Origin of the sequence: Novosphingobium sp. SG720 (assembly GCF_012275365.1) — a bacterium.
GTDB classification, from domain to species: Bacteria; Pseudomonadota; Alphaproteobacteria; order Sphingomonadales; family Sphingomonadaceae; genus Novosphingobium; species Novosphingobium rhizosphaerae.
In genome coordinates this window covers 262,340-281,063 of the sequence record NZ_JAAZQN010000005.1, presented here as the reverse complement: position 1 = coordinate 281,063, position 18,724 = coordinate 262,340, and the positions used below count along the sequence as shown (strand labels likewise).

Annotated in this window: 10 protein-coding genes; 8 read left to right on the top strand and 2 right to left on the bottom strand. The window is 65.4% G+C overall.

What is annotated here, in order from left to right:
* The first annotated feature begins 176 nt into the window (after window positions 1–176).
* Window positions 177–2,084 carry a sialate O-acetylesterase gene (locus tag FHW94_RS17975; protein WP_168557192.1) on the top strand — a complete coding sequence of 636 codons (1,908 nt, stop codon included), beginning with the start codon at window positions 177–179 and terminating at the stop codon, window positions 2,082–2,084.
* Window positions 2,085–2,168: 84 nt separating this feature from the next.
* Here the strand turns inward: FHW94_RS17975 and FHW94_RS17970 are convergent, their stop codons facing one another.
* Window positions 2,169–4,688, bottom strand: coding sequence for a glycoside hydrolase family 3 N-terminal domain-containing protein (locus tag FHW94_RS17970; protein ID WP_349237550.1), 2,520 nt, complete (start codon window positions 4,686–4,688; stop codon window positions 2,169–2,171).
* Between the two features lie 87 nt (window positions 4,689–4,775).
* Between FHW94_RS17970 and FHW94_RS17965 the strand changes: the two genes are divergently transcribed.
* The 7 genes from FHW94_RS17965 (at window position 4,776) to FHW94_RS17935 (ending at window position 18,305) form a co-directional block, all read left to right on the top strand.
* On the top strand, window positions 4,776–5,843 hold the full coding sequence (locus FHW94_RS17965; protein WP_168557191.1) for a LacI family DNA-binding transcriptional regulator: 1,068 nt from the start codon (window positions 4,776–4,778) through the stop codon (window positions 5,841–5,843).
* A 100-nt stretch (window positions 5,844–5,943) separates the two neighbouring features.
* Entirely contained in the window at window positions 5,944–7,581 is a 1,638-nt protein-coding gene (locus FHW94_RS17960; protein WP_168557190.1) for a family 43 glycosylhydrolase, read from the top strand.
* 554 nt (window positions 7,582–8,135) lie between these two features.
* A complete protein-coding gene (locus FHW94_RS17955) occupies window positions 8,136–11,060 on the top strand; it encodes a TonB-dependent receptor (RefSeq protein ID WP_168557189.1) in 2,925 nt (974 codons plus the stop codon).
* A 98-nt stretch (window positions 11,061–11,158) separates the two neighbouring features.
* Window positions 11,159–12,652: a tryptophan halogenase family protein gene (locus FHW94_RS17950; RefSeq protein WP_168557188.1), complete on the top strand. Its 1,494-nt coding sequence runs from the start codon at window positions 11,159–11,161 to the stop codon at window positions 12,650–12,652.
* Between the two features lies 1 nt (window position 12,653).
* Complete coding sequence (locus tag FHW94_RS17945; protein ID WP_168557187.1) at window positions 12,654–14,192, top strand: tryptophan halogenase family protein; 1,539 nt, start codon at window positions 12,654–12,656, stop codon at window positions 14,190–14,192.
* Window positions 14,193–14,340: 148 nt separating this feature from the next.
* Complete coding sequence (locus tag FHW94_RS17940) at window positions 14,341–16,665, top strand: glycoside hydrolase family 31 protein (RefSeq protein WP_168557186.1); 2,325 nt, start codon at window positions 14,341–14,343, stop codon at window positions 16,663–16,665.
* Between the two features lie 14 nt (window positions 16,666–16,679).
* Window positions 16,680–18,305, top strand: a complete 1,626-nt coding sequence (locus FHW94_RS17935; protein ID WP_168557185.1) for an alpha-L-fucosidase — start codon at window positions 16,680–16,682, stop codon at window positions 18,303–18,305.
* Here the strand turns inward: FHW94_RS17935 and FHW94_RS17930 are convergent.
* Window positions 18,302–18,703: a VOC family protein gene (locus FHW94_RS17930; protein WP_168557184.1), complete on the bottom strand. Its 402-nt coding sequence runs from the start codon at window positions 18,701–18,703 to the stop codon at window positions 18,302–18,304. The two genes, FHW94_RS17935 and FHW94_RS17930, sit on opposite strands and share 4 nt — an antisense overlap.
* Window positions 18,704–18,724 lie beyond the last annotated feature (21 nt).

Genomic DNA, 18,724 nt, shown 5'->3' with positions numbered 1-18,724 from the left:
CCTGGCCGGCTGCGGGGCACGGCGGGTTATGGTTTTTGCGCTGGATTTCGCTTCCTTGCGGCAGGGCATAAATTGCGCTCGAATTGCCGTCAAGATAGCGCTAACAATACACCATCAAAAACGCGGCGCGCACCCCGTCGGGCGCGTGCCGAGCATCGAGAGGAGCCTTGCCGGGCATGTTCCACCCTGGTTTTTCATTGCGCCTGGCGCCCTTCGGCGCGTCTTGCGGCGCGCTGGCCCTGGCGCTTGCCGCCGCGCCCACGCTGGCGCAGGCGGCGCCCTTTGCCCTGGCACCGATTCTTACCGACAACGCCGTGTTCCAGCGCGGCGTGCCGACACCATTGCGCGGCACGGGCGAGCCGGGCAGCGTTGTCCATGTGCGGCTGGATGATGGCGTGGCCCAGGATGCCACCGTGGCCGCCGATGGCACATGGCAGGTGGCGCTGCCCGCGCATGACGCCGGCACCGGCCATGTCCTGCATTTTGCCGCGTCCACCGGGCAGCAGGCCCACCTGGCCAATGTGGCGTTTGGCGACGTCTTTCTGTGTTCGGGGCAATCGAACATGGAATTCACCCTGCGCCATGCCACCAATGCCGATACGGTGATCGGCAACAGCGCCAATGCCGACTTGCGCCTGTTCAACGTGCCCAAGCAAAGCAGCCTGGCGCCCCAGGCGCAATTTGGCGCGCCGGTGGCGTGGGCAACGGCCGGGCCGACGAGCGTGCCCGATTTTTCGGCCGTGTGCTATTTCATGGGGGCCGATCTCCAGGCGACGCGCAAAGTGCCGGTGGGCCTGATCGCAGCCTCGTGGGGCGGATCGATCATCGAGGATTGGCTGCCGCAAGCCGCTGCCCAGCGCTTGGGCACGTATACCGACGAACTGGCCTTGCTGGCACTGCGCCGGCGCGATCCGGCGGCCGCCCAGGCGGCGTGGAGCGAGCGCCTGGGCCGCTATTTCGCGCGCACGGTGCGCAAGGGAGCGGGCCGCCCCGCCGATGTTTCGCGCGTGTGGGAGGAATGGGGCGATCCCGCGTTCGCCCAGTTCGATGGTACGGCGACCTATACCGCCACAGTGCAACTGACCAGGCAGCAGGCGGGCGCCGTGCAGGCGCTGCGCCTGGGCGTGGCCGACGATATCGACCAGACCCTGGTGAACGGGCGCGTGGTCGGGGCAGACGTGGGTTGGAACAACCAGCGCCGCTATGCCCTGGCGCCCGGCGTGTTGCGCGCCGGGGCCAATACGATCACGGTCAACGTACTCGACAGCGGGGGCGGCGGCGGGCTGCATGGCGCGGCGCCCCCGGCGCTGGAACTGGCGGGCGGCCCGGCGCTGCCGCTCAAGGATTGGACTGTGGTGCAGGGGGCACCGCTGGGCGGTTCCGGCCGCGTGCCGATGCCGCCATGGATCGCCGCGAGCGGCCTTACGACGCTGTACAACGGCATGATCGCGCCACTGGGCGATTATCCGTTGGCGGGCATCGCCTGGTACCAGGGGGAATCGAACGCCGGCGATGCGCAGGGCTATCGCGCTTTGCTGCGCGGCTTGATTGCCGCCTGGCGCAGCCAGTTTTCCACCCGCCGTTTCGGCATCGTGCAGATCGCCGGCTATGGCCCGCTCGCCACTGGTCCGGTTGCGGCGTTCTGGCCGCAGATCCGCGAGGCGCAGCGCGAGGTAGCTGCCACCGATGCCGAAGCCGGGCTGGCCGTGGCAATCGACGTGGGCGATCCCGACGATATCCACCCCACGCGCAAGAAGCCGGTGGGCCATCGCCTGGCCCTGGCGCTTGCCGGCAAGGACGTGGCGGCGCTGCCCCAGGCCGGGCGTGACGGCGCCACGCTGCGGCTGCGTTTCAACCGGCCCTTGCGCGTCATCGGCGACAGTGTGCCGATCGGCTTTGAACTGTGCGATGCGGCGGCCCATTGCCGCTATGCTGAGGCGCGGCTGGATGGGGCGGAAACGGTCGTCTTGGCGACGCAGGCAGGCGATGCCAGTCTGCGCTATCTCTGGGCAGACAGCCCGGTGGTGAACCTGTTCGACGCCGATGCCAGCCCGGTTGCACCGTTCACGATGCCTTTGCCGTGACAGCGAACGCGACCGGCCGGGTGGATGGCCCGGCCGGTCGTGCCTGCGCCCCTCGAGGGAAGGGGCGGGTATGCGTTCACGCGCCTAGTCCTTGGGGCAGACCGCGCCGGTGGGATCGCCCGACAGGCGCGCTTCGGCCAGGGCGATGGCAAAGGGGCCAGTGCTGGCAAGGCCCAGCACTTCGTCCACCTTGCTCATGTCGAGCCCGCGCGCGGCAAAGCACGAGAGCGGCACGCGCAGGGTGTGCCATTGGCCATCGGCGGGGGCGAGCACGCCGTTGAGCGGCACGCCGGCCGCTGAACCATGGGCCGCGAGTTCCAGAGTGACCGGCGCTTGCGGCGCCTGCTCCACCCGATATGTGAGTTGCAGCACCATTTGCGCGTTCAATTCGCGCATCCAGTTCAGCGGTGCGCCACGCACGCGCAGTGCGCCCTCTTGGCCCGCCTTCCAGGCCAGGCGCAACGCGCCTTCCTGCGTGGTCGCGCTATCGACCTTGCGGGCGTCGAGGCCGGGCGCCAGGTCCAGCTTGAACGGTGCGGGCGCCATCGCGCGGCTCAAGAACAGCGTGGTATTGGCCGCCCCGGCATCAAGCCCCGGTGCTTCGTCGAGCGCGCCGACCTTGCCGCCGTGGGCATAGCTAAGGCCATAACCCAGCGGAAACAGCGGATCATAGCCCGGCTTGCCCTGGTTGAGGGTGAACTGGCCTGCCGTCCTGGGCCAGGAAAACGACAGCCGCCCGTGGAAATCGCTGCGCGGCGCCCCTTGCGCGGTGCCGACCAGCACATCGGCAATGCCGCCGCCCTCGCTGCCCGGCAGCCAGGCGGCGACAAAGGCATCGGATTGGTTGAGCTCAGGGTTCACCCACAGCGGGCGGCCCGAGAGGAAGACCGAGACGGTGGGCACGCCCGCTGCGCGCAACCTCTTGAGCAGGGCCAGTGCCTGCTTGTCGCCCGCCTGGAATTCCAGGGTTTTCACATCGCCCACGCCTTCGGCATAGGGGGTTTCGCCAAAGACGACGATCGCCACGTCGGGCTTTTGCGTGAATGTGCCATCGCGGCTGAGCATGGCCGTGCCGCCGCCGGCCTGCACCGCCTGGGCAATCCCGGCATAGATCGATTGGGCATTGGGAAAATCGGCATTGGTGTTGCCTTCGCCCTGCCAGCTCAGTGTCCAGCCGCCCGATTGCAGGCCGATATCGTCGGCGGCAGGGCCGGCTACCAGCACGCGCGCGTTGGCGCGCACCGGCAGCACGCCGTCATTCTTGAGCAGCACGAGCGACTTGCGCACCGCCTCGCGTGCCAGGGCGCGATGGGCCGGCGATCCCAGCACGCCATCCTGCCCCGCGAGCGGCCGGGCCGGATCGAACAGGCCAAGGCGAAATTTCACGCGCAGGATGCGGCGCACGGCGTCATCGACCCGCGCCATCGGAATCTGTCCGCTGCGCACCTCGCGCAGGGTGTTGTCGAACAGGCCTTTCCAGCCGTCAGGTGCCATCGCCATGTCGAGCCCGGCGTTGAAACTGGCGGGGCAATCCACGTTGCTGCAGCCGGGCACCTGGGCATGGCCATTCCAATCGCCCACGATGAACCCGGTAAAGCCCATGCGCCCCTTGAGCACATCGGTCAGCAGGCTGCGATTGCCATGCATCTTCTGGCCGTTCCAGCTGTTGAACGACGCCATGACTGTCATTGCGCCAGCGCGGATGGCGTTGGGGTAGCCGGCGTTATGAATGGCGATCAGTTCGCTTTCGGGCACTTGTGTGTTGCCCTGGTCCGCCCCGTCGGTGGTGCCGCCATCGCCCAGGAAATGCTTGACGCTGGCCGCCACGTGCCCGGTCTGGATGCGGTTGTCGGCGCCCGGCTTGCCCTGCAGGCCTTCCACCATGGCGCCGGCATAGGCGCGCACGATTTCGGCCCGTTCGGAATAGCCTTCGAACGTGCGGCCCCAGCGATCGTTCTGTGGCACGGCCAGCGTCGGGCCAAACGCCCAGTCGATATCGGCCGCCGCCGTTTCGCGCGCCGTCGCCTCGCCGATGCGGCGGACCAGATCGGGGTCGTGCGCTGCACCGAGCGCGATGTTGTGCGGGAAAAGCGTGGCGCCCACCACGTTGTTGTTGCCGTGGACCGCATCGATGCCGAACATCAGCGGGATGGGCTGGTGGCCCGGCCGCCGCTCCATCGCCACGGCGCGAAAGGCGCGGGCGGTGGCCACCCATGGCCCGGCGGGGGAGCGATCGGGCGCATCGAGCGGCGGCGTGCTGCCGCCGGCCAGGATGCTACCCAGGGGGTATCGGCGCAGGTCATCGGGCCGGATGGTGGAAAGATCGGCCTGGATCATCTGGCCGATCTTTTCCTCCAGGCTCATCGCGCGCAGCAACGCGGTGATTTTCCGCTCCGTCGCGGGATCGAGCGCCAGGCCGCTTTTGACCACTGGCCACAGCGCGGGATGGGCCTGCGCGGCAGCAGGGGTTGCCGTGTCTTGTGCAGCCACCACGGCAGGGCTGGCAACCAGTGCGCCCGCAAGCAGGCAGGCGGTGAAACTGATGGTCTTGCGGTGCATCCTGATCCCGATCTCGATGGCGGCGGCGCTTGCTTCGTCCGACACGGAATGCAATAGTTAGCGTTACCAAGCAGACGCGCGCAAGCGTTGTTTTGCTTGCATGGCGCCGGAGCCGCGCGTAGGAGCCGGAAGATGGCAGAGCAGGACAATGGGCGCGCAAAGCGGGGCCAGCGCAGGGGCGCGCGCGGGCCCACCGTTGCCGACGTGGCGCGTCTCGCCCAGGTTTCGCCGATGACCGTGTCGCGGGTCGTCAACAGCGATCCCAAGGTTCACGAAACCACCCGGGCCAAAGTGGAAAAGGCGATTGCCGAACTGGGCTATGTGCCCAACCTGGCCGCGCGCAGCCTGGCCGGCGGGCGGCAATGCCGCATCGGCCTGCTCCATTCCAACCCGAGCGCCGCCTATCTCAGCGAATTCCTGGTGGGATCGACCGAACAGGCCAACGCCATGGGCGCACAGCTTCTGGTCGAACATTTCGAGGAAGAGGCGAGCCGCGATGCGCTGGCTGCCAAGCTGTTGCTGCATCGGGTGGATGCCGTGCTGCTGCCACCACCGCTTTCCGATGACGTGCTGCTGCTGGAATGCATCAACCGGGCGGGCATGGTCATGGCGCAAGTGGCCACGGGTGCGCCCTCGCCGCTGGCCCACGCCGTGACGATCGATGATGAAGCCGCCGCCTTTGCCCTGACGGCGCGCCTCATTGCCCTGGGGCACAAGCGCATCGGTTTTATCGGTGGCGCGCCCAACCAGACGGCCAGCGCCCTGCGCCGCAACGGCTATCGCCGTGCCTTGGAAAGCGCGGGCATCGACGCCGACCGACGCCTGGAAACCACCGGCGATTTCACGTTCCGCTCCGGCATGGATTGCGCGCTGGCATTGCTGGCTTTGGACGAGCGGCCCTCGGCGATCTTTGCCAGCAACGATGACATGGCCGCCGCCACGATCGCGGCGGCGCATCGCATGGGATTGGACGTGCCGCGCCAGCTTTCGGTCTGCGGGTTCGACGATACCGCCTCGGCCACCAATGTCTGGCCTGAACTCACCACCGCGCGCCAGCCCGTGGCCGACATGGCGCGCGAGGCGGTGCGCCTGCTGGTGGACAGCGTGTTCGATGCCAAGGCGCGCACGCCGCGCCACGTGCGCGTGGATTTCTCGCTGGTCTTGCGCCAGTCCGATACCGGCGTTGCCGTTTCGGCCTGACATCGGCCGGCTTGACCGAACATATCGCTGTTGATAGCGCTACCAAGGTAAAAGCGCCCGGCTGGCTGGCAGACCGGGGCGCGCCATGGGAGCCGTGCCGATGACCGATCCGACCCGCCGCGATGCGTTCAAGGCCCTCGCTGTTGCCGGATTGGTTCCGGCTGGGTTGCCCGTCGCCGCCTCGGCATGGGCCGCAGCACCCGGCGCGGCCGCCGCGTGCCACCCTGCCGCTGCCGCACCGGCGTGGGCGCGCGGGCAAGAAGGGCAGCGCCGTGCCGACTTGGGCAACGGCACCTATCGCAATCCCATCCTTGGCGGCGATCATCCTGATCCCACCGTGCTCAAGGATGGCGATACCTATTACATGACGTTTTCGTCGTTCTATTCCTATCCGGGCCTCATCATCTGGAAATCGACCGACCTGGTGAATTGGGCGCCGGTCGGCCCAGCCCTGCACAAGCCGCTCGGGACCGTGTGGGCGGTGGACCTGTGCAAGCATGCCGGGCGCTATTTCATCTACATACCCGCCGCGCCTGATGGCGATCGCTGGTCGATCTATGCGATCCATGCCGAGCGGATCGAAGGGCCATGGAGCGACCCGGTGGATCTGAACATCCCCGGCTGCATCGATCCGGGGCACGTGGTGGGCGAAGACGGTGAGCGCTATCTCTTCGTCAACGGCATTCGCAAGATCCGCCTGGCGCCCGACGGCCTTTCGACCGCCGGGCCGCTGGAGCCGGCCTATGCGCCGTGGGTCTATCCGCAGGACTGGATCGTGGAAGGCTTTTCGCCCGAAGGGCCCAAGCTGCTGCGCCGCAACGGTTGGTTCTATATCACCACGGCCGTGGGCGGCACGGCCGGGCCACCCACCGGGCACATGGTCATCGTGGCGCGTTCGCGCTCGGTGCACGGCCCGTGGGAGCATTGCCCGCACAATCCGATCGTGCGCACGGTCGATGCAGCCGAGCCGTGGTGGTCGCGCGGGCACGCCACCATGGTGGAAGGGCCGGGCGGCGATTGGTGGATGATCTATCACGGCTATGAAAATGGCTATCGCACGCTGGGCCGGCAAACCTTGCTTGAACCGATCGTGTGGACCGCCGAAGGCTGGCCCAAGGCAATGGGGGGCGATCTTTCGCGCCCCTTGCCCAAGCCGCGCGGTGGGCGCGCGGGTCCATCCGGCATGGCCCTGTCGGATGATTTCGCCCACGATCGTTTCGGCCTGCAATGGGCGTTTCACGAACCTTCCCCGCACGAGATGGACCGCGTGGCGCGCCCCGGTGCCGGCCTGGTGCTGGCCGGCAGCGGCAAGACGCCGGGCGACAGCAGCCCGCTGACCATGGTCGTGCCGGATCGTGCCTTTGCCGTGGAGGTGACGATCGACCGGCACGATGGCGGAGAAGGCGGGCTGCTGCTGTTCTACAACCACCAGGCCTTCGTGGGGCTGGGCTTTACCGCCGATGTCGCCAAGCTGTGGCAATATGCGCAGGAAATGGCCTGGGCCCGTGCACCTTTGCCCGCCGGGCCGCTGCGCGTCAGGCTGACCAGCCAGGACCAGATCGTGACGTTCTGGCTGTCACACGACGGGGGACAGACCTGGGCGCAGCACGGTTTGCGCATGGATGTTTCGGGCATGCATCACAACACCTTCGGCGGCTTTCTCAGCCTCAAGGTCGGGCTTTACAGCGCCGGTACGGGCCAGGTGCGCTTCAGCGACTTCGCCTATCGCGCGTTGTAACGCGCCGCGCGCAGCGCGGAAAACCAAATTGGAATAAAAATACAGTTTTGTCCGTTGCTCTTGTGCAACACTTCAAGGCCCCCTCCTGGGGCTCTTTTGCGGGCGTTTTGCGCACTATCGCAATGCACCATGGTGGGGTGCGAAACGCCCTTATCTCATTGATATTATAATTCCAAGATATTGAAAATAAAGAAATGATGCGAAGCAGAAAAATCGCTCGTTTCCGATGCCTTCACACCCACCCTCGCCGCCAGGGGCCGAATGTGTCGATTTGTTGATAATCGGATTTGCGAATCACGCGGTGTAATGGTAGCGTTAACGCAGATGATGTGCACGGAAACGCGGCGCAATCAGGAGAGGAAATCGGGGGTTCAGTTCCAGTTCTTGGCAGAGGTCGTGTCGGGCTTGGGGTTCACGCGGCCTGTAAATGTCTAAAAATTCGTCGAAATTTCAAATATAGCCTGCAATTGGGAGGGGTTATGCACCAAGTTGTTGTGCGCAGCACGCGCCGAAACACACGTAAGATCGGGTTCCTTGTCACCTCCAGCCTGGTGATGGCCGCGTCGCTTGCGGCAGGGTCCGCGCATGCGCAGGAAGCCGCGCAAGCTGCTGCAGACAAGGCCGAAGCGGCCGAAGAACCCAGCGTCCCCTCGATCATTGTTACCGGTATTCGCGGCTCGCTGAGCAATGCGCTCAACACCAAGCGCAATTCGCAGGTGATCGTCGATTCCATTTCCGCTCAGGACATCGGCGCCCTGCCCGATCGTACCGTGTCGGAAGCGCTTCAGCGCGTGCCTGGCATCACCATCCAGCGTACCGGTGACGTCAACACGCTCGAAGGCAGCGACCCCGGCCGTGTCCCGGCCGAAGGCGGTGGCGTGTTCATTCGTGGCCTCTCGTGGACGCGCAGCGAAATCAATGGGCACGACGTATTCTCGGCCAACAGCGGCCGTGGTCTGAGCTTTGAAGACGTCTCGCCCGACCTCATGGGGGCGGTGGACGTCTACAAGACGCCATCGGCCGATATGGTCGAAGGCGGGATCGCCGGTATCGTCGACCTGCGCACGCGCAAGCCGCTCGATTCCAAGAACTTCATCGCCGTTTCGGGCGATTGGAACTATGCCGACAAGCGCAAGGAAGGCTTCTTCTCCGGCAACGCCGTGATCAGCCACCGCTGGGACACGCCCGGCGGCACGGAAATCGGCCTGCAGCTGTCGGCGTCCACCGGCAAGACCGGCAACCGCACCGACGCGATCCAGACCGGTTCCATCAGCACCACGACGCTGACGTCGGCGCAATCGGGCCTGCCCGCCGGCACCACCGTGGCGCTGCCCAGTGGCTTGGGCTATCGCTCGGTGGAATGGACGCAGGTGCGCCACTCCTATGACGCCGTGCTGCAGATCAAGCCTTCGTCCAGCCTGCTGTTCACGTTCGAGGGCATGGTCGCCAAGGTGACGCCGCGCGACACCGAAAACGCTGTGGGGATCAACGACCAGAACGGTGGCTTCGCCCTCGACCCCAGCTTCACCTTTACCGGGCCGCAACATACCCTGGCCACCGGCACGTTGACCAACGCACAGCTCACCTATGACACCCGCGTCGGCCAGCAGGACAAGGTGACGCGCGAATTCTATGGCAGCATGTTCTGGACGCCGACCGATCACCTGACGGTGAGCGTGGACGTCGATCACGTCAATTCGCACGCCAGCGTCTACAGCCTGACGGCGTTCGACGGGTTCGGTCTCAACGGCAATCGCCCCTCGGTGTCATTCGACCTGACCGGCAAGACGCCCAGCCTCAATTTCATCGAAAACGGGTTGAGCCTGAACGATCCGGCGAACTATTTCTGGTATGCTGCCATGCAGCACAACGAGAACAACCGCGCGTCCTCGTGGGCAGAGCGGGCCGACGTGACTTATACGCTTGACGAGGGCAACTTCTTCAAGGCGTTCAAGGTTGGTTTCCGCAACACGTCCAAGGACCTGGTCACGCAGTCGACCAACTATAACTGGGGTCTGCTCAGCACCGCCTATTGGGGTGGCGGCACGCCGGTCTATCTCGACCAGGATCCTGGGAACGTCGGCCTGACCGGCCAGACCACGCGGCTCGCCTTCAACAACTTCATGGGCGGCAATGTCAGCGTGCCGGGCGGCTGGTTCGCCAAGAGCGGCTTGCTCGACAAGGGCGCGGCCAATGCCTACAAGTATCTGGTGACGACGCAGAGCGGCAATGGCGGCTGGTCGCCGCTGACCGACGCTGCGTTCGACGGCAGCGCCGGCTCGAACAACGCCTATGGCACCAACACCCAGACCGAAAAGACTCTGGCCGGCTATGCCATGGCGCGCTTTGGTGACGAAGGTGGCTTGCTCGGCCGGTTTGATGGCAACATCGGCGTCCGCGTGATCCGCACCCGCACCACCGCGGTGGGCGCGATCTTCCTGCCCACGCTCAATTCGTCCTCGTCCAACTCGCAAACGGCGGCCGCGTGCGTCGCGACCAACGGCGCGGCAGCGTGCCAGGCGCTGGTCAATGCCGCCACGTTCGTGGGCGATGGCAGCAAGACGCCGGTCGATGCCCGCAACAGCTATACCGACGTGCTGCCCACCTTCAATTCGCGGTTCTATCTCAACGACAAGACCATCCTGCGCTTTGCGGTGGGCAAGGCGATCTATCGCCCGAGCTTTACCGATCTCCAGGCCAACCAGACGTACAACTTCAGCTTCCAGTCCGACGGTTATACGCCTGCCGTCACGGCGCCGCGCACGCTCACGGGTGGCAATCCCTACCTCAAGCCGATCCGCGCGTGGAACTTCGACGCCAGCTTCGAATACTACTTCGGCAAGGCCAACGCGGTAACGCTGGCAGCGTTCTTCAAGGACGTTACCAACTATATCAGCCCGCAGGCCAGCACCGTTACGTTGACGCGCAATGGCGTGACCCAGGATTTCCAGGTCAACATTCCGGTCAATGGCGGGCATGGCACGATCAAGGGCGTGGAAGCGGGTTACACAATGTTCTTCGACAGCCTGCCGGGCGCGCTGTCGGGCCTGGGCTTCAACGGCAACTATACCTTCATCCAGAGCACCGGCGGTCGCAACCCGGCGAACCCGCAGCTTGCCCCGGGCAGCCTGCTGCCGGGCGACCTGCCGATGCAGGGCCTGTCCAAGCATTCGTTCAACGCGGCGCTGCTCTATGAAAAGTATGGGGTTTCGGCACGCCTTGCCTACAACTGGCGTTCGGAATACCTGGCCAATGCCAACGGCGCCAACGTCAACCAGCCGGTGTGGAACGAAGCCTATGGCCAGCTCGACGCCTCGTTCATCGTGGACGTCAACAGCAACGTGAAGGTGGGCCTGCAGGCGCAGAACCTGCTCAAGGCCAAGACCTATATCGACGTTGGTCCGGCCAGCCTGCACCCGCGCTATGCCTGGGAAGAAACCGATCGCCACATCGCTTTCCTGATCCGTTCGAAGTTCTGATCAGCTAGCATCTTGCCCACGGGCTTGGGCTCTGGTTATCTCCCCGCGCTGCCCCAGGCAGGCGCGGGGATGACCGGCCGAGGCAGGGGGAGGCACCAATGAACAAAGCAGCCATCCGATCGATCACCATCCTGGGCGGTGGAACGGCCGGTTGGATGGCGGCGGCCATGCTGGCCAAAAAGCTCGATCCGCGCACCGTGAACATCACCTTGGTCGAATCCGAAGAGATCGGCACGGTGGGTGTGGGCGAGGCCACCGTGCCGCTGTTCTGCCATTTCAACGCAACGCTGGGCGTGGACGAGCACGCGTTCATGCAGGCGACCCAGGCCAGCTACAAGCTGGGCATCGAATTCTGCGACTGGGGCGTGGCGGGCAACACCCATTTCCATGGCTTTGGCGATTATGGCGAGCCGATCGATGGTATTGCCCCGCACCAGCACTGGCTGCGCCTGCATCGGGCCGGTGACACCGCCCCGATTGACGATTATTCCGCGCCTTATGCCTTGGCGCGACGCGGCAAGTTCATGCCGACCGATCCGCGCCAGCCGCGTTATCTCCACGCCTATCATTTCGATGCCGTGCTCTATGCGCGCTATTTGCGCGGTCTTGCCGAAAGCCGCGGCGTGGTTCGCGTCGAAGGCCGCGTGGTGGATGTGCCGCTCGATGCCGAAACCGGCCACATCCGGGCACTGGTGCTGGCCGACGGGCAGGTGGTGGATGGCGAACTGTTCATCGATTGCACCGGTTTTGCGGCCGAATTGATCGGCCGGCGGCTGGGAACGCCCTATGTCGATTGGTCGCACTGGTTGCCGTGCGACAGCGCGATCGCCGTGCCTTGCGCGAGGGCCGAAGCCCCCGCGCCGTTTACCCGATCCACCGCGCTGGCGGCGGGTTGGCAATGGCGCATTCCGTTGCAGCATCGCGAAGGCAACGGCGTGGTCTATGCCAGCGCCCACATGCGCGATGACGAGGCGGAGGCCACGCTGCTGGCCAACCTGGCCGGGGCGCCGCTGGCAACCCCGCGCCGTTTCCGCTTCACCGCCGGGCGGCGCGAAGCGTTCTGGCGGCACAATTGCGTGGCCCTGGGTTTTGCCAGCGGGTTTCTCGAACCGCTCGAATCAACCGGCATCCAGTTGATCCAGAATGGCATCGGCCGCCTGCTGGAATTTTTCCCCGATCGTCATTTCGATCCGGCGGTATGCACCGAATACAACCGTGTGTGCGGCGCGGAATGGGATCGCATCCGCGATTTCATCATCGCGCATTACTGCGTTTCGCAGCGGCCCGAGCCGATGTGGCAAGCCGCGCGCGCAATGGATCTGCCCGATACCCTGCGTCACAAGCTGGACACTTGGCGCGCCACCGGCCGCGTGCCGCTGCTGGACGGGGAATCCTATTCTGAATCCAGTTGGGCCGCGATCCTGCTGGGCAATGGCTTTCTACCCCGGCGGCACGATCCCCTGATCGACGCGTTGCCGGTCGAGGCCCTGCGCGCCAGCATGGCGCGCCGGCGCGAGGACATGGCCCGGTTGGGCAGGGCCGCGCCCGATCACCAGGTCTATCTCGACCGCAATTGCAAGGCAGCAGCTTGACATGGTGGATAGCGACACCGCACCCCGGCATATCCGTTCGATCGTCATTGCCGGGGGAGGCACTGCGGGTTGGATGGCGGCCGTGGCGCTGTCGCGCACGATTGCGCCGCATCGCTGTGCGATAACCCTGATCGAATCCGAAACGATCGGCACGATCGGTGTGGGCGAAGCGACCATTCCACCGATTCTATCGTTCAACCAGATCATCGGGCTGGGCGAGGCCGAGTTCGTTCAGGCCACAAAAGCGACGTTCAAGTTGGGCATCGAATTTGCCTGCTGGCGCGACCGTGGCCACCGCTATTTTCATCCGTTCGGGCGTTACGGCAACGATTTTGCCGGCACGAATTTTCATCAGCACTGGCTGCGTGCCCAGTCATTGGGCGACACGACGCCGTTCGGGGACTTTTCCTTGAACGAAAAGGCCGCCTATTCGGGCAAGATGGGCAAGCTCGACAGCGATCCACGGTCGGTGTTCTCGACGTTTTCCTACGCCTATCATTTCGACGCCGCACTCTATGCCCAGCATCTGCGCAGCATGGCCGAACAACGCGGGGTGGTGCGCCGCGAGGGGCTGATCGAGGACGTCGTGCTCAACGGCGAAAGCGGCCATATCGAAGGCTTGCGCCTGGACGATGGCGGGTTGGTGGAAGGCGATCTGTTCATCGATTGCACGGGCTTGCGCAGCCTGTTGCTGGGTGAGGCGCTGGGCGTGCCATTCGTGGATTGGACGCATTACTTGCCCTGCAATCGCGCGCTGGCGGTGCCGACCGACAGCATCGACCTGGACCGACCCTATACGCGATCCACCGCGCATGAAGCGGGCTGGCAATGGCGCATTCCGCTGCAGCATCGCATGGGCAACGGCATGGTCTATAGCGCGGCGTTCTGGAGCGACGATCAGGCCCATGACGCGCTGATGGCCAACCTGGAGGGCAAGCCGCTGGCCGATCCGCGCCCGATCCGCTTCACCACCGGGCGGCGCGCGCAAAGCTGGGCGAAGAACTGCGTGGCCATCGGCCTTTCCGCCGGATTCCTCGAACCGCTGGAATCCACCAGCATCCATCTCATCCAGATCGCGGTTGCAAAACTGTTGAACTGGTTTCCCGACCTGGATTTCGATCCGATGACGATGGGTGAGTTCAACCGTCAGATCATCAACGAATATGATCGCATCCGCGATTTCCTGGTGCTGCACTATCACGCCAATGCCCGGCACGACGACGCTTTCTGGCGGCACTGCGCCACGCAGCCGATTCCCGATACCCTGGCCGAGAAGATCGCCATGTTCCGCCGAACCGGGCGGCTGCTTTCCCGCGAGAGCGACTTGTTCCAGGACGCCAGTTGGCTTGCGGTGATGCTGGGCCAGGGGATCATGCCGCACGGCCACGACCCGCTGACCGAAAGCCTGCGCCCGACCGACCTGGACAAGCTGCTACGCGGGATGCGCCAGCTGATCGCCAAGGCAGCCGATGCCATGCCGACGCAGCGCGCCCATCTGGCGCAGATGGGCCAGGCGCCGCGCCAGATGGCGCTGGGCTGAAGCGCCGGGGCTTCGTACGACAATCCGCAGAAGCTGTTGCAAAGCCTCGCGAGGCGTTTTAATGATAGCGCTATCACAACAAGTGCCGCGCGAGCGACGCGGCCAGCAACAACGCAAAGACGCAACGACACGGGAAGGGACCGTTTGCATGAAGGCCAAGGCACGTACTTTCACGCTCGCGCTGCTGCTGCAGGCTGGCTGCGCGATTCCCGCGCTGGCCGCCCCCCTGGCCGTGCTCGATCGCAACGGCGCGGCCGTGAGCATCGAACCATATGCGCCCAATATCGTGCGCGTCACTATCGCCACCGATCCCGACCTCGTCCGCGCGGGCCCGGGTGAAGGCCCCAATGCCAAGCCCGATGCGGCGGGGTGGACGCGCGCCAGCGAGAACGGGGCCGACGTGTTCCGCTCCGGCGACCTGGAAGTGCGCGTGGATGCGCAGCCCTGGCCCAAGGCGCCCACGATGATGGAGCGCTATTTCGCGCCGTCGCTGCCCAATGTCACGATCGGCTTCGGCCGTCCCGGCGGCGCTACGCTGACCCGCATGAACGGCTGGGAAATGAGCCCGCACGACGTGGCGGGCGAGCATACGTTCCGCGTCGGCGCCAGTTTCTCGACCACTGCGGACGAGCACTTCTGGGGCCTGGGCCAGAACCAGCAGGGCTTTGCCGACCTGCGCGGGCGCACCATCGATTGCCGCCACAATTACGACGCGCCCGAGGGCGAAAGCGTCTGCGTTCCGTTCATGGTGACGAGCAAGGGCTATGGCATCGTCTGGGACAATCCCTCGGCCACGACGGTTTCGGCCGGGGTCAATGGCAAGACCCGCTGGCAATCCAACGTGGGCGAACGGGTCAGCTTTTTCCTGATCACGGGCAAGACCACTGACGAGATCTATGCCGGCTATGCCCGCCTGACCGGGGCCACGCCACTGCCGCCCAAGGCCGCGCTGGGCCTGATCCAATCCAAGGCGCGCTATGAGACGCAGGCCGAACTGCTCGATATCGCCAAGGGCTATCGTGCGCGCAACCTGCCGCTCGATGTCATGGTGCTCGACTGGTTCTATTGGACCGCGCTGGGCAACCTCGATATCGATCGCGCTGCCTTTCCCGATCCCAAGGGCATGAACGCCCAGCTCAATGCCATGGGCATGCGCTCGCTGATCAGCGTGTGGCCGCGGTTCGAAAAGGTTTCCAAGAACTTCGATATGCTCGCCGCCAAGGGCTGGCTGCTGCACGACAAGGACGGCAAGCCGGTCGATGGCCTGCCGATCCGCGCCGATCGCGCCGGTGCCCTGATCGACCCCACCGTGCCGGCCGCGCGCAAGTGGTTCTGGAGCCAGGTGCGCGACAATATCCTGAGCCAGGGCTTCGACTGGACCTGGCTGGACGAGACCGAGCCGGATCTGGTGCCCGACGGCTATTTCTATTCGATCGGCTCGGGCGACCGCTATCACAACCTGTTCCCGCTGCTGCATACGCAGAGCGTGGCCGAAGGGTCTGCGCAGGACCGCCCCGACAAGCGCAACCTGATCCTGTGCCGCGCGGCGTACCTGGGGGCGCAGCGCAATGGCTGCCTGTTCTGGTCGAGCGACGTGGACGCAACCTGGGAAGCCCTGCAGCGCCAGATTCCCACCGGCATCAACGCTGCGGCTTCGGGCCTGACGTATTGGAGCAGCGACACCGGTGGCTGGCAGTGGCCGGGCGGCGCGGGCGAAGCCACGACCGCGCCGTTGGTCGATCCGGCCGGGGCCACGGCCATGGCGCCCGATTACAAGGACTATCCCGAACTGTTCGTGCGCTGGTTCCAGTACAACGCCTTTACCCCCACGTTGCGCATCCATGGCCAGCGGCCGGGCACCGCGCTGTGGCAATATGGCCCTGCGGCCGAGGCGATCCTGGCCGACACGCTGCGCCTGCGCTATGCCTTGCTGCCTTACACCTATGCCGCCGCGCGCCATGCCTATGACACGGGTGCGCCGATCATGCGCGGGCTGTTCATGGATTTTCCGGGCGATGCGCAGGCCCTGGCCGTGAAGGACCAGTACATGTTCGGCCCCGCGTTCCTGGTGGCGCCGGTCACGAAGCAGGGCCAGACGCACCGGCCGGTCTATCTGCCCGGCGGCACGGACTGGTATGACTGGTGGACCGGACGCAAGTTCAGCGGCGGCCAGACGATCGAGGCGGATGCGCCGATCGCGCATATTCCGCTGTTTGTGCGCGCGGGCAGCGTGGTGCCGCTGGGCACGCCGATCCTGTCCACCGCCGAAAAGCAAGGCATCGCCAAATTGCGCGTGTTCGCCGGGGCAGATGGCGAAGCCATGCTTTATGATGACAATGGTATCACAAACGACTATAAATCATCTTCATCTGGAAAGACCATTTTGCACTGGAACGACAAAGCCGGCAATCTGGAATGGCCGCAAGGTGTGGGCAAGGGTGCTCGCCCCCCGATCGAGGTGATACACGGATGACGCAACGAACCCTGATGGCGAGCCGGCGAACCATGCTGAGCGGCAGCGCCGCCGCGCTCGCTGTCGGGGGCATTTCCAAAGCGCAAGGCAGAAAAGCCGGCACGCTCAAGGCCGACTGGAACACGCTGGCGGATGGCTATCGCGTGCCGGCGTGGTTTGGCGTCGCGCGCTTTGGCATCTGGGCGCATTGGGGGCCACAATGCCAGCCCGAACGCGGCGACTGGTATGGCCGGTCGATGTATATTCCGGGCACGCCGGCCTATAAGCATCACGTCAAGACTTATGGCCATCCGGCCGACCATGGGTTTATCGACGTGATCGGCCAATGGCGTGGCGAGCATTGGGACCCTGATTTCCTGGTGCGCCGCTACAAGGCGGCAGGTGCGCGCTATTTCATGGCGATGGCCTGCCACCACGACAATCTCGACCTGTTTGCCAGCGATCACCATGCGTGGAACAGCACGCGCGTGGGCCCCAAGCGCGATCTGATCGCCGGCTGGGAAAAGGCCGCGCGCGGCCAGGGCCTGAAATTCGGCGTATCCAACCATGCCAGCCATGCCTGGCACTGGTGGCAGACGGCCTATGGCTATGACGCGGAAGGGCCGCGCGCGGGGCAGCGCTATGACGCGTGGAAGCTGCGCAGCAAGGATGGTCAGGGTACCTGGTGGCAGGGGCTTGATCCGCAGGCGCTCTATACCGGCCCCAACATGGCCCCGCCCGATGGCATCACCACCGAGGCCGCGATGGGCAAGTGGCACGATGCCAACGACGGGCAGTGGTTGGAAAACATTCCCCCCACCAATCCCGCCTTTGCCGCGCGCTGGCTGGCGCGGCAAAAGAACCTGGTGGAGCGCTATCGCCCCGACATGGTCTATTTCGACGATTACAGCCTGCCGTTCGGGCAGTACGGGCTCGATGCGTTGGCGCATTACTACAACCAGGCGACGGCCTGGCACGGTGCGCCCGACGTGGTGCTGACCGCCAAGCGCCTGAGCGATGACCAGCAACGCGCGGTGGTGGAAGACGTGGAGCGCGGCTTTGCTGCCGACATCCGCCCGCGCCCCTGGCAGACCTGCACCTGCATCGGCGATTGGCATTACAACCGCGACCGGTTCGAGCAGAAATCCTATGTGCCAGCCCACCAGGTGATCCAGCGCCTGCTCGACGTGGTATCGAAGAACGGCAACCTCCTGCTGTCGATCCCCCTGCGCGGCGATGGCACCTATGATGCTGAGGAAGACAAGATCCTGGACGGCATCACGGCGTGGATGGCCGTGCATGGCGACGCGATGATCCACGGCAGCCGCCCGTGGCGCCGCTATGGCGAAGGGCCGACCAAGCTGGACACCGGCCTGATGGCCGAAGACAAGGCGGGGGCGTTTACCGCACAGGACATTCGTTTCACCACCAAGGGCGGCGCGCTGTTTGCCGCGATGCTGGTGTGGCCCGATGCGCCCGTGCGCATCGCATCGCTGCCGCGCGCGCAGGGGCAGGTCGTCTCGGCCCGCCTGCTGGGCGGCGGGGCAGTGCCGTTTCGCCAGGATGACGATGGATTGACTGTGACGTTGCCGCCGCGTCCGACTGGCGGGATCGTGCCAGTGGTGCAACTGGACGGGCCGGGGCTGGTGCGCGGCGCTTAAGGATAGGACGCGATCTCGATCAGGTTGCCATCGGGGTCGCGCACATAGACCGAACGGATCGGGCCGCGCGCGCCCGCCCTGGTCACCGGGCCAAGTTCCACCGCGACGCCGTGCTGGGCCAGATCGGCGATCACGGCTTCCGGGCTTTGCTGGGTGAGAAAGCACAAGTCGTCGCTGCCCGGACAGGGCGAAAGGCCGGTAAACCAGTCTTCCTGCGTGGCCGTGATCGGGCGCAGGTTGATCTTGTTGTGGCCGAAATGCATTGCCGTGCGGGTGGCGCCGCCGGGCGCGGCACGATCTTCGCGCGCCATGCCCAGCACTTGGCCATACCAGCGGGCAGCGGCGTCCACGTCGCGAACGTTGAGCACGATGTGGTCAAAGGCATCGACAAGCGGCATGGGCGTGGCTCCGGCTGCGAA

Excerpts from the sequence above, each read along its gene's own strand:
- FHW94_RS17975 (WP_168557192.1), top strand. The coding sequence starts at position 177 with ATGTTCCACCCTGGTTTTTCATTGCGCCTGGCGCCCTTCGGCGCGTCT.
- FHW94_RS17965 (WP_168557191.1), top strand. The coding sequence starts at position 4,776 with ATGGCAGAGCAGGACAATGGGCGCGCAAAGCGGGGCCAGCGCAGGGGC.
- FHW94_RS17960 (WP_168557190.1), top strand. The coding sequence starts at position 5,944 with ATGACCGATCCGACCCGCCGCGATGCGTTCAAGGCCCTCGCTGTTGCC.
- FHW94_RS17955 (WP_168557189.1), top strand. The coding sequence starts at position 8,136 with ATGGCCGCGTCGCTTGCGGCAGGGTCCGCGCATGCGCAGGAAGCCGCG.
- FHW94_RS17950 (WP_168557188.1), top strand. The coding sequence starts at position 11,159 with ATGAACAAAGCAGCCATCCGATCGATCACCATCCTGGGCGGTGGAACG.
- FHW94_RS17945 (WP_168557187.1), top strand. The coding sequence starts at position 12,654 with ATGGTGGATAGCGACACCGCACCCCGGCATATCCGTTCGATCGTCATT.
- FHW94_RS17940 (WP_168557186.1), top strand. The coding sequence starts at position 14,341 with ATGAAGGCCAAGGCACGTACTTTCACGCTCGCGCTGCTGCTGCAGGCT.
- FHW94_RS17935 (WP_168557185.1), top strand. The coding sequence starts at position 16,680 with ATGGCGAGCCGGCGAACCATGCTGAGCGGCAGCGCCGCCGCGCTCGCT.
- FHW94_RS17930 (WP_168557184.1), bottom strand. The coding sequence starts at position 18,703 with ATGCCGCTTGTCGATGCCTTTGACCACATCGTGCTCAACGTTCGCGAC.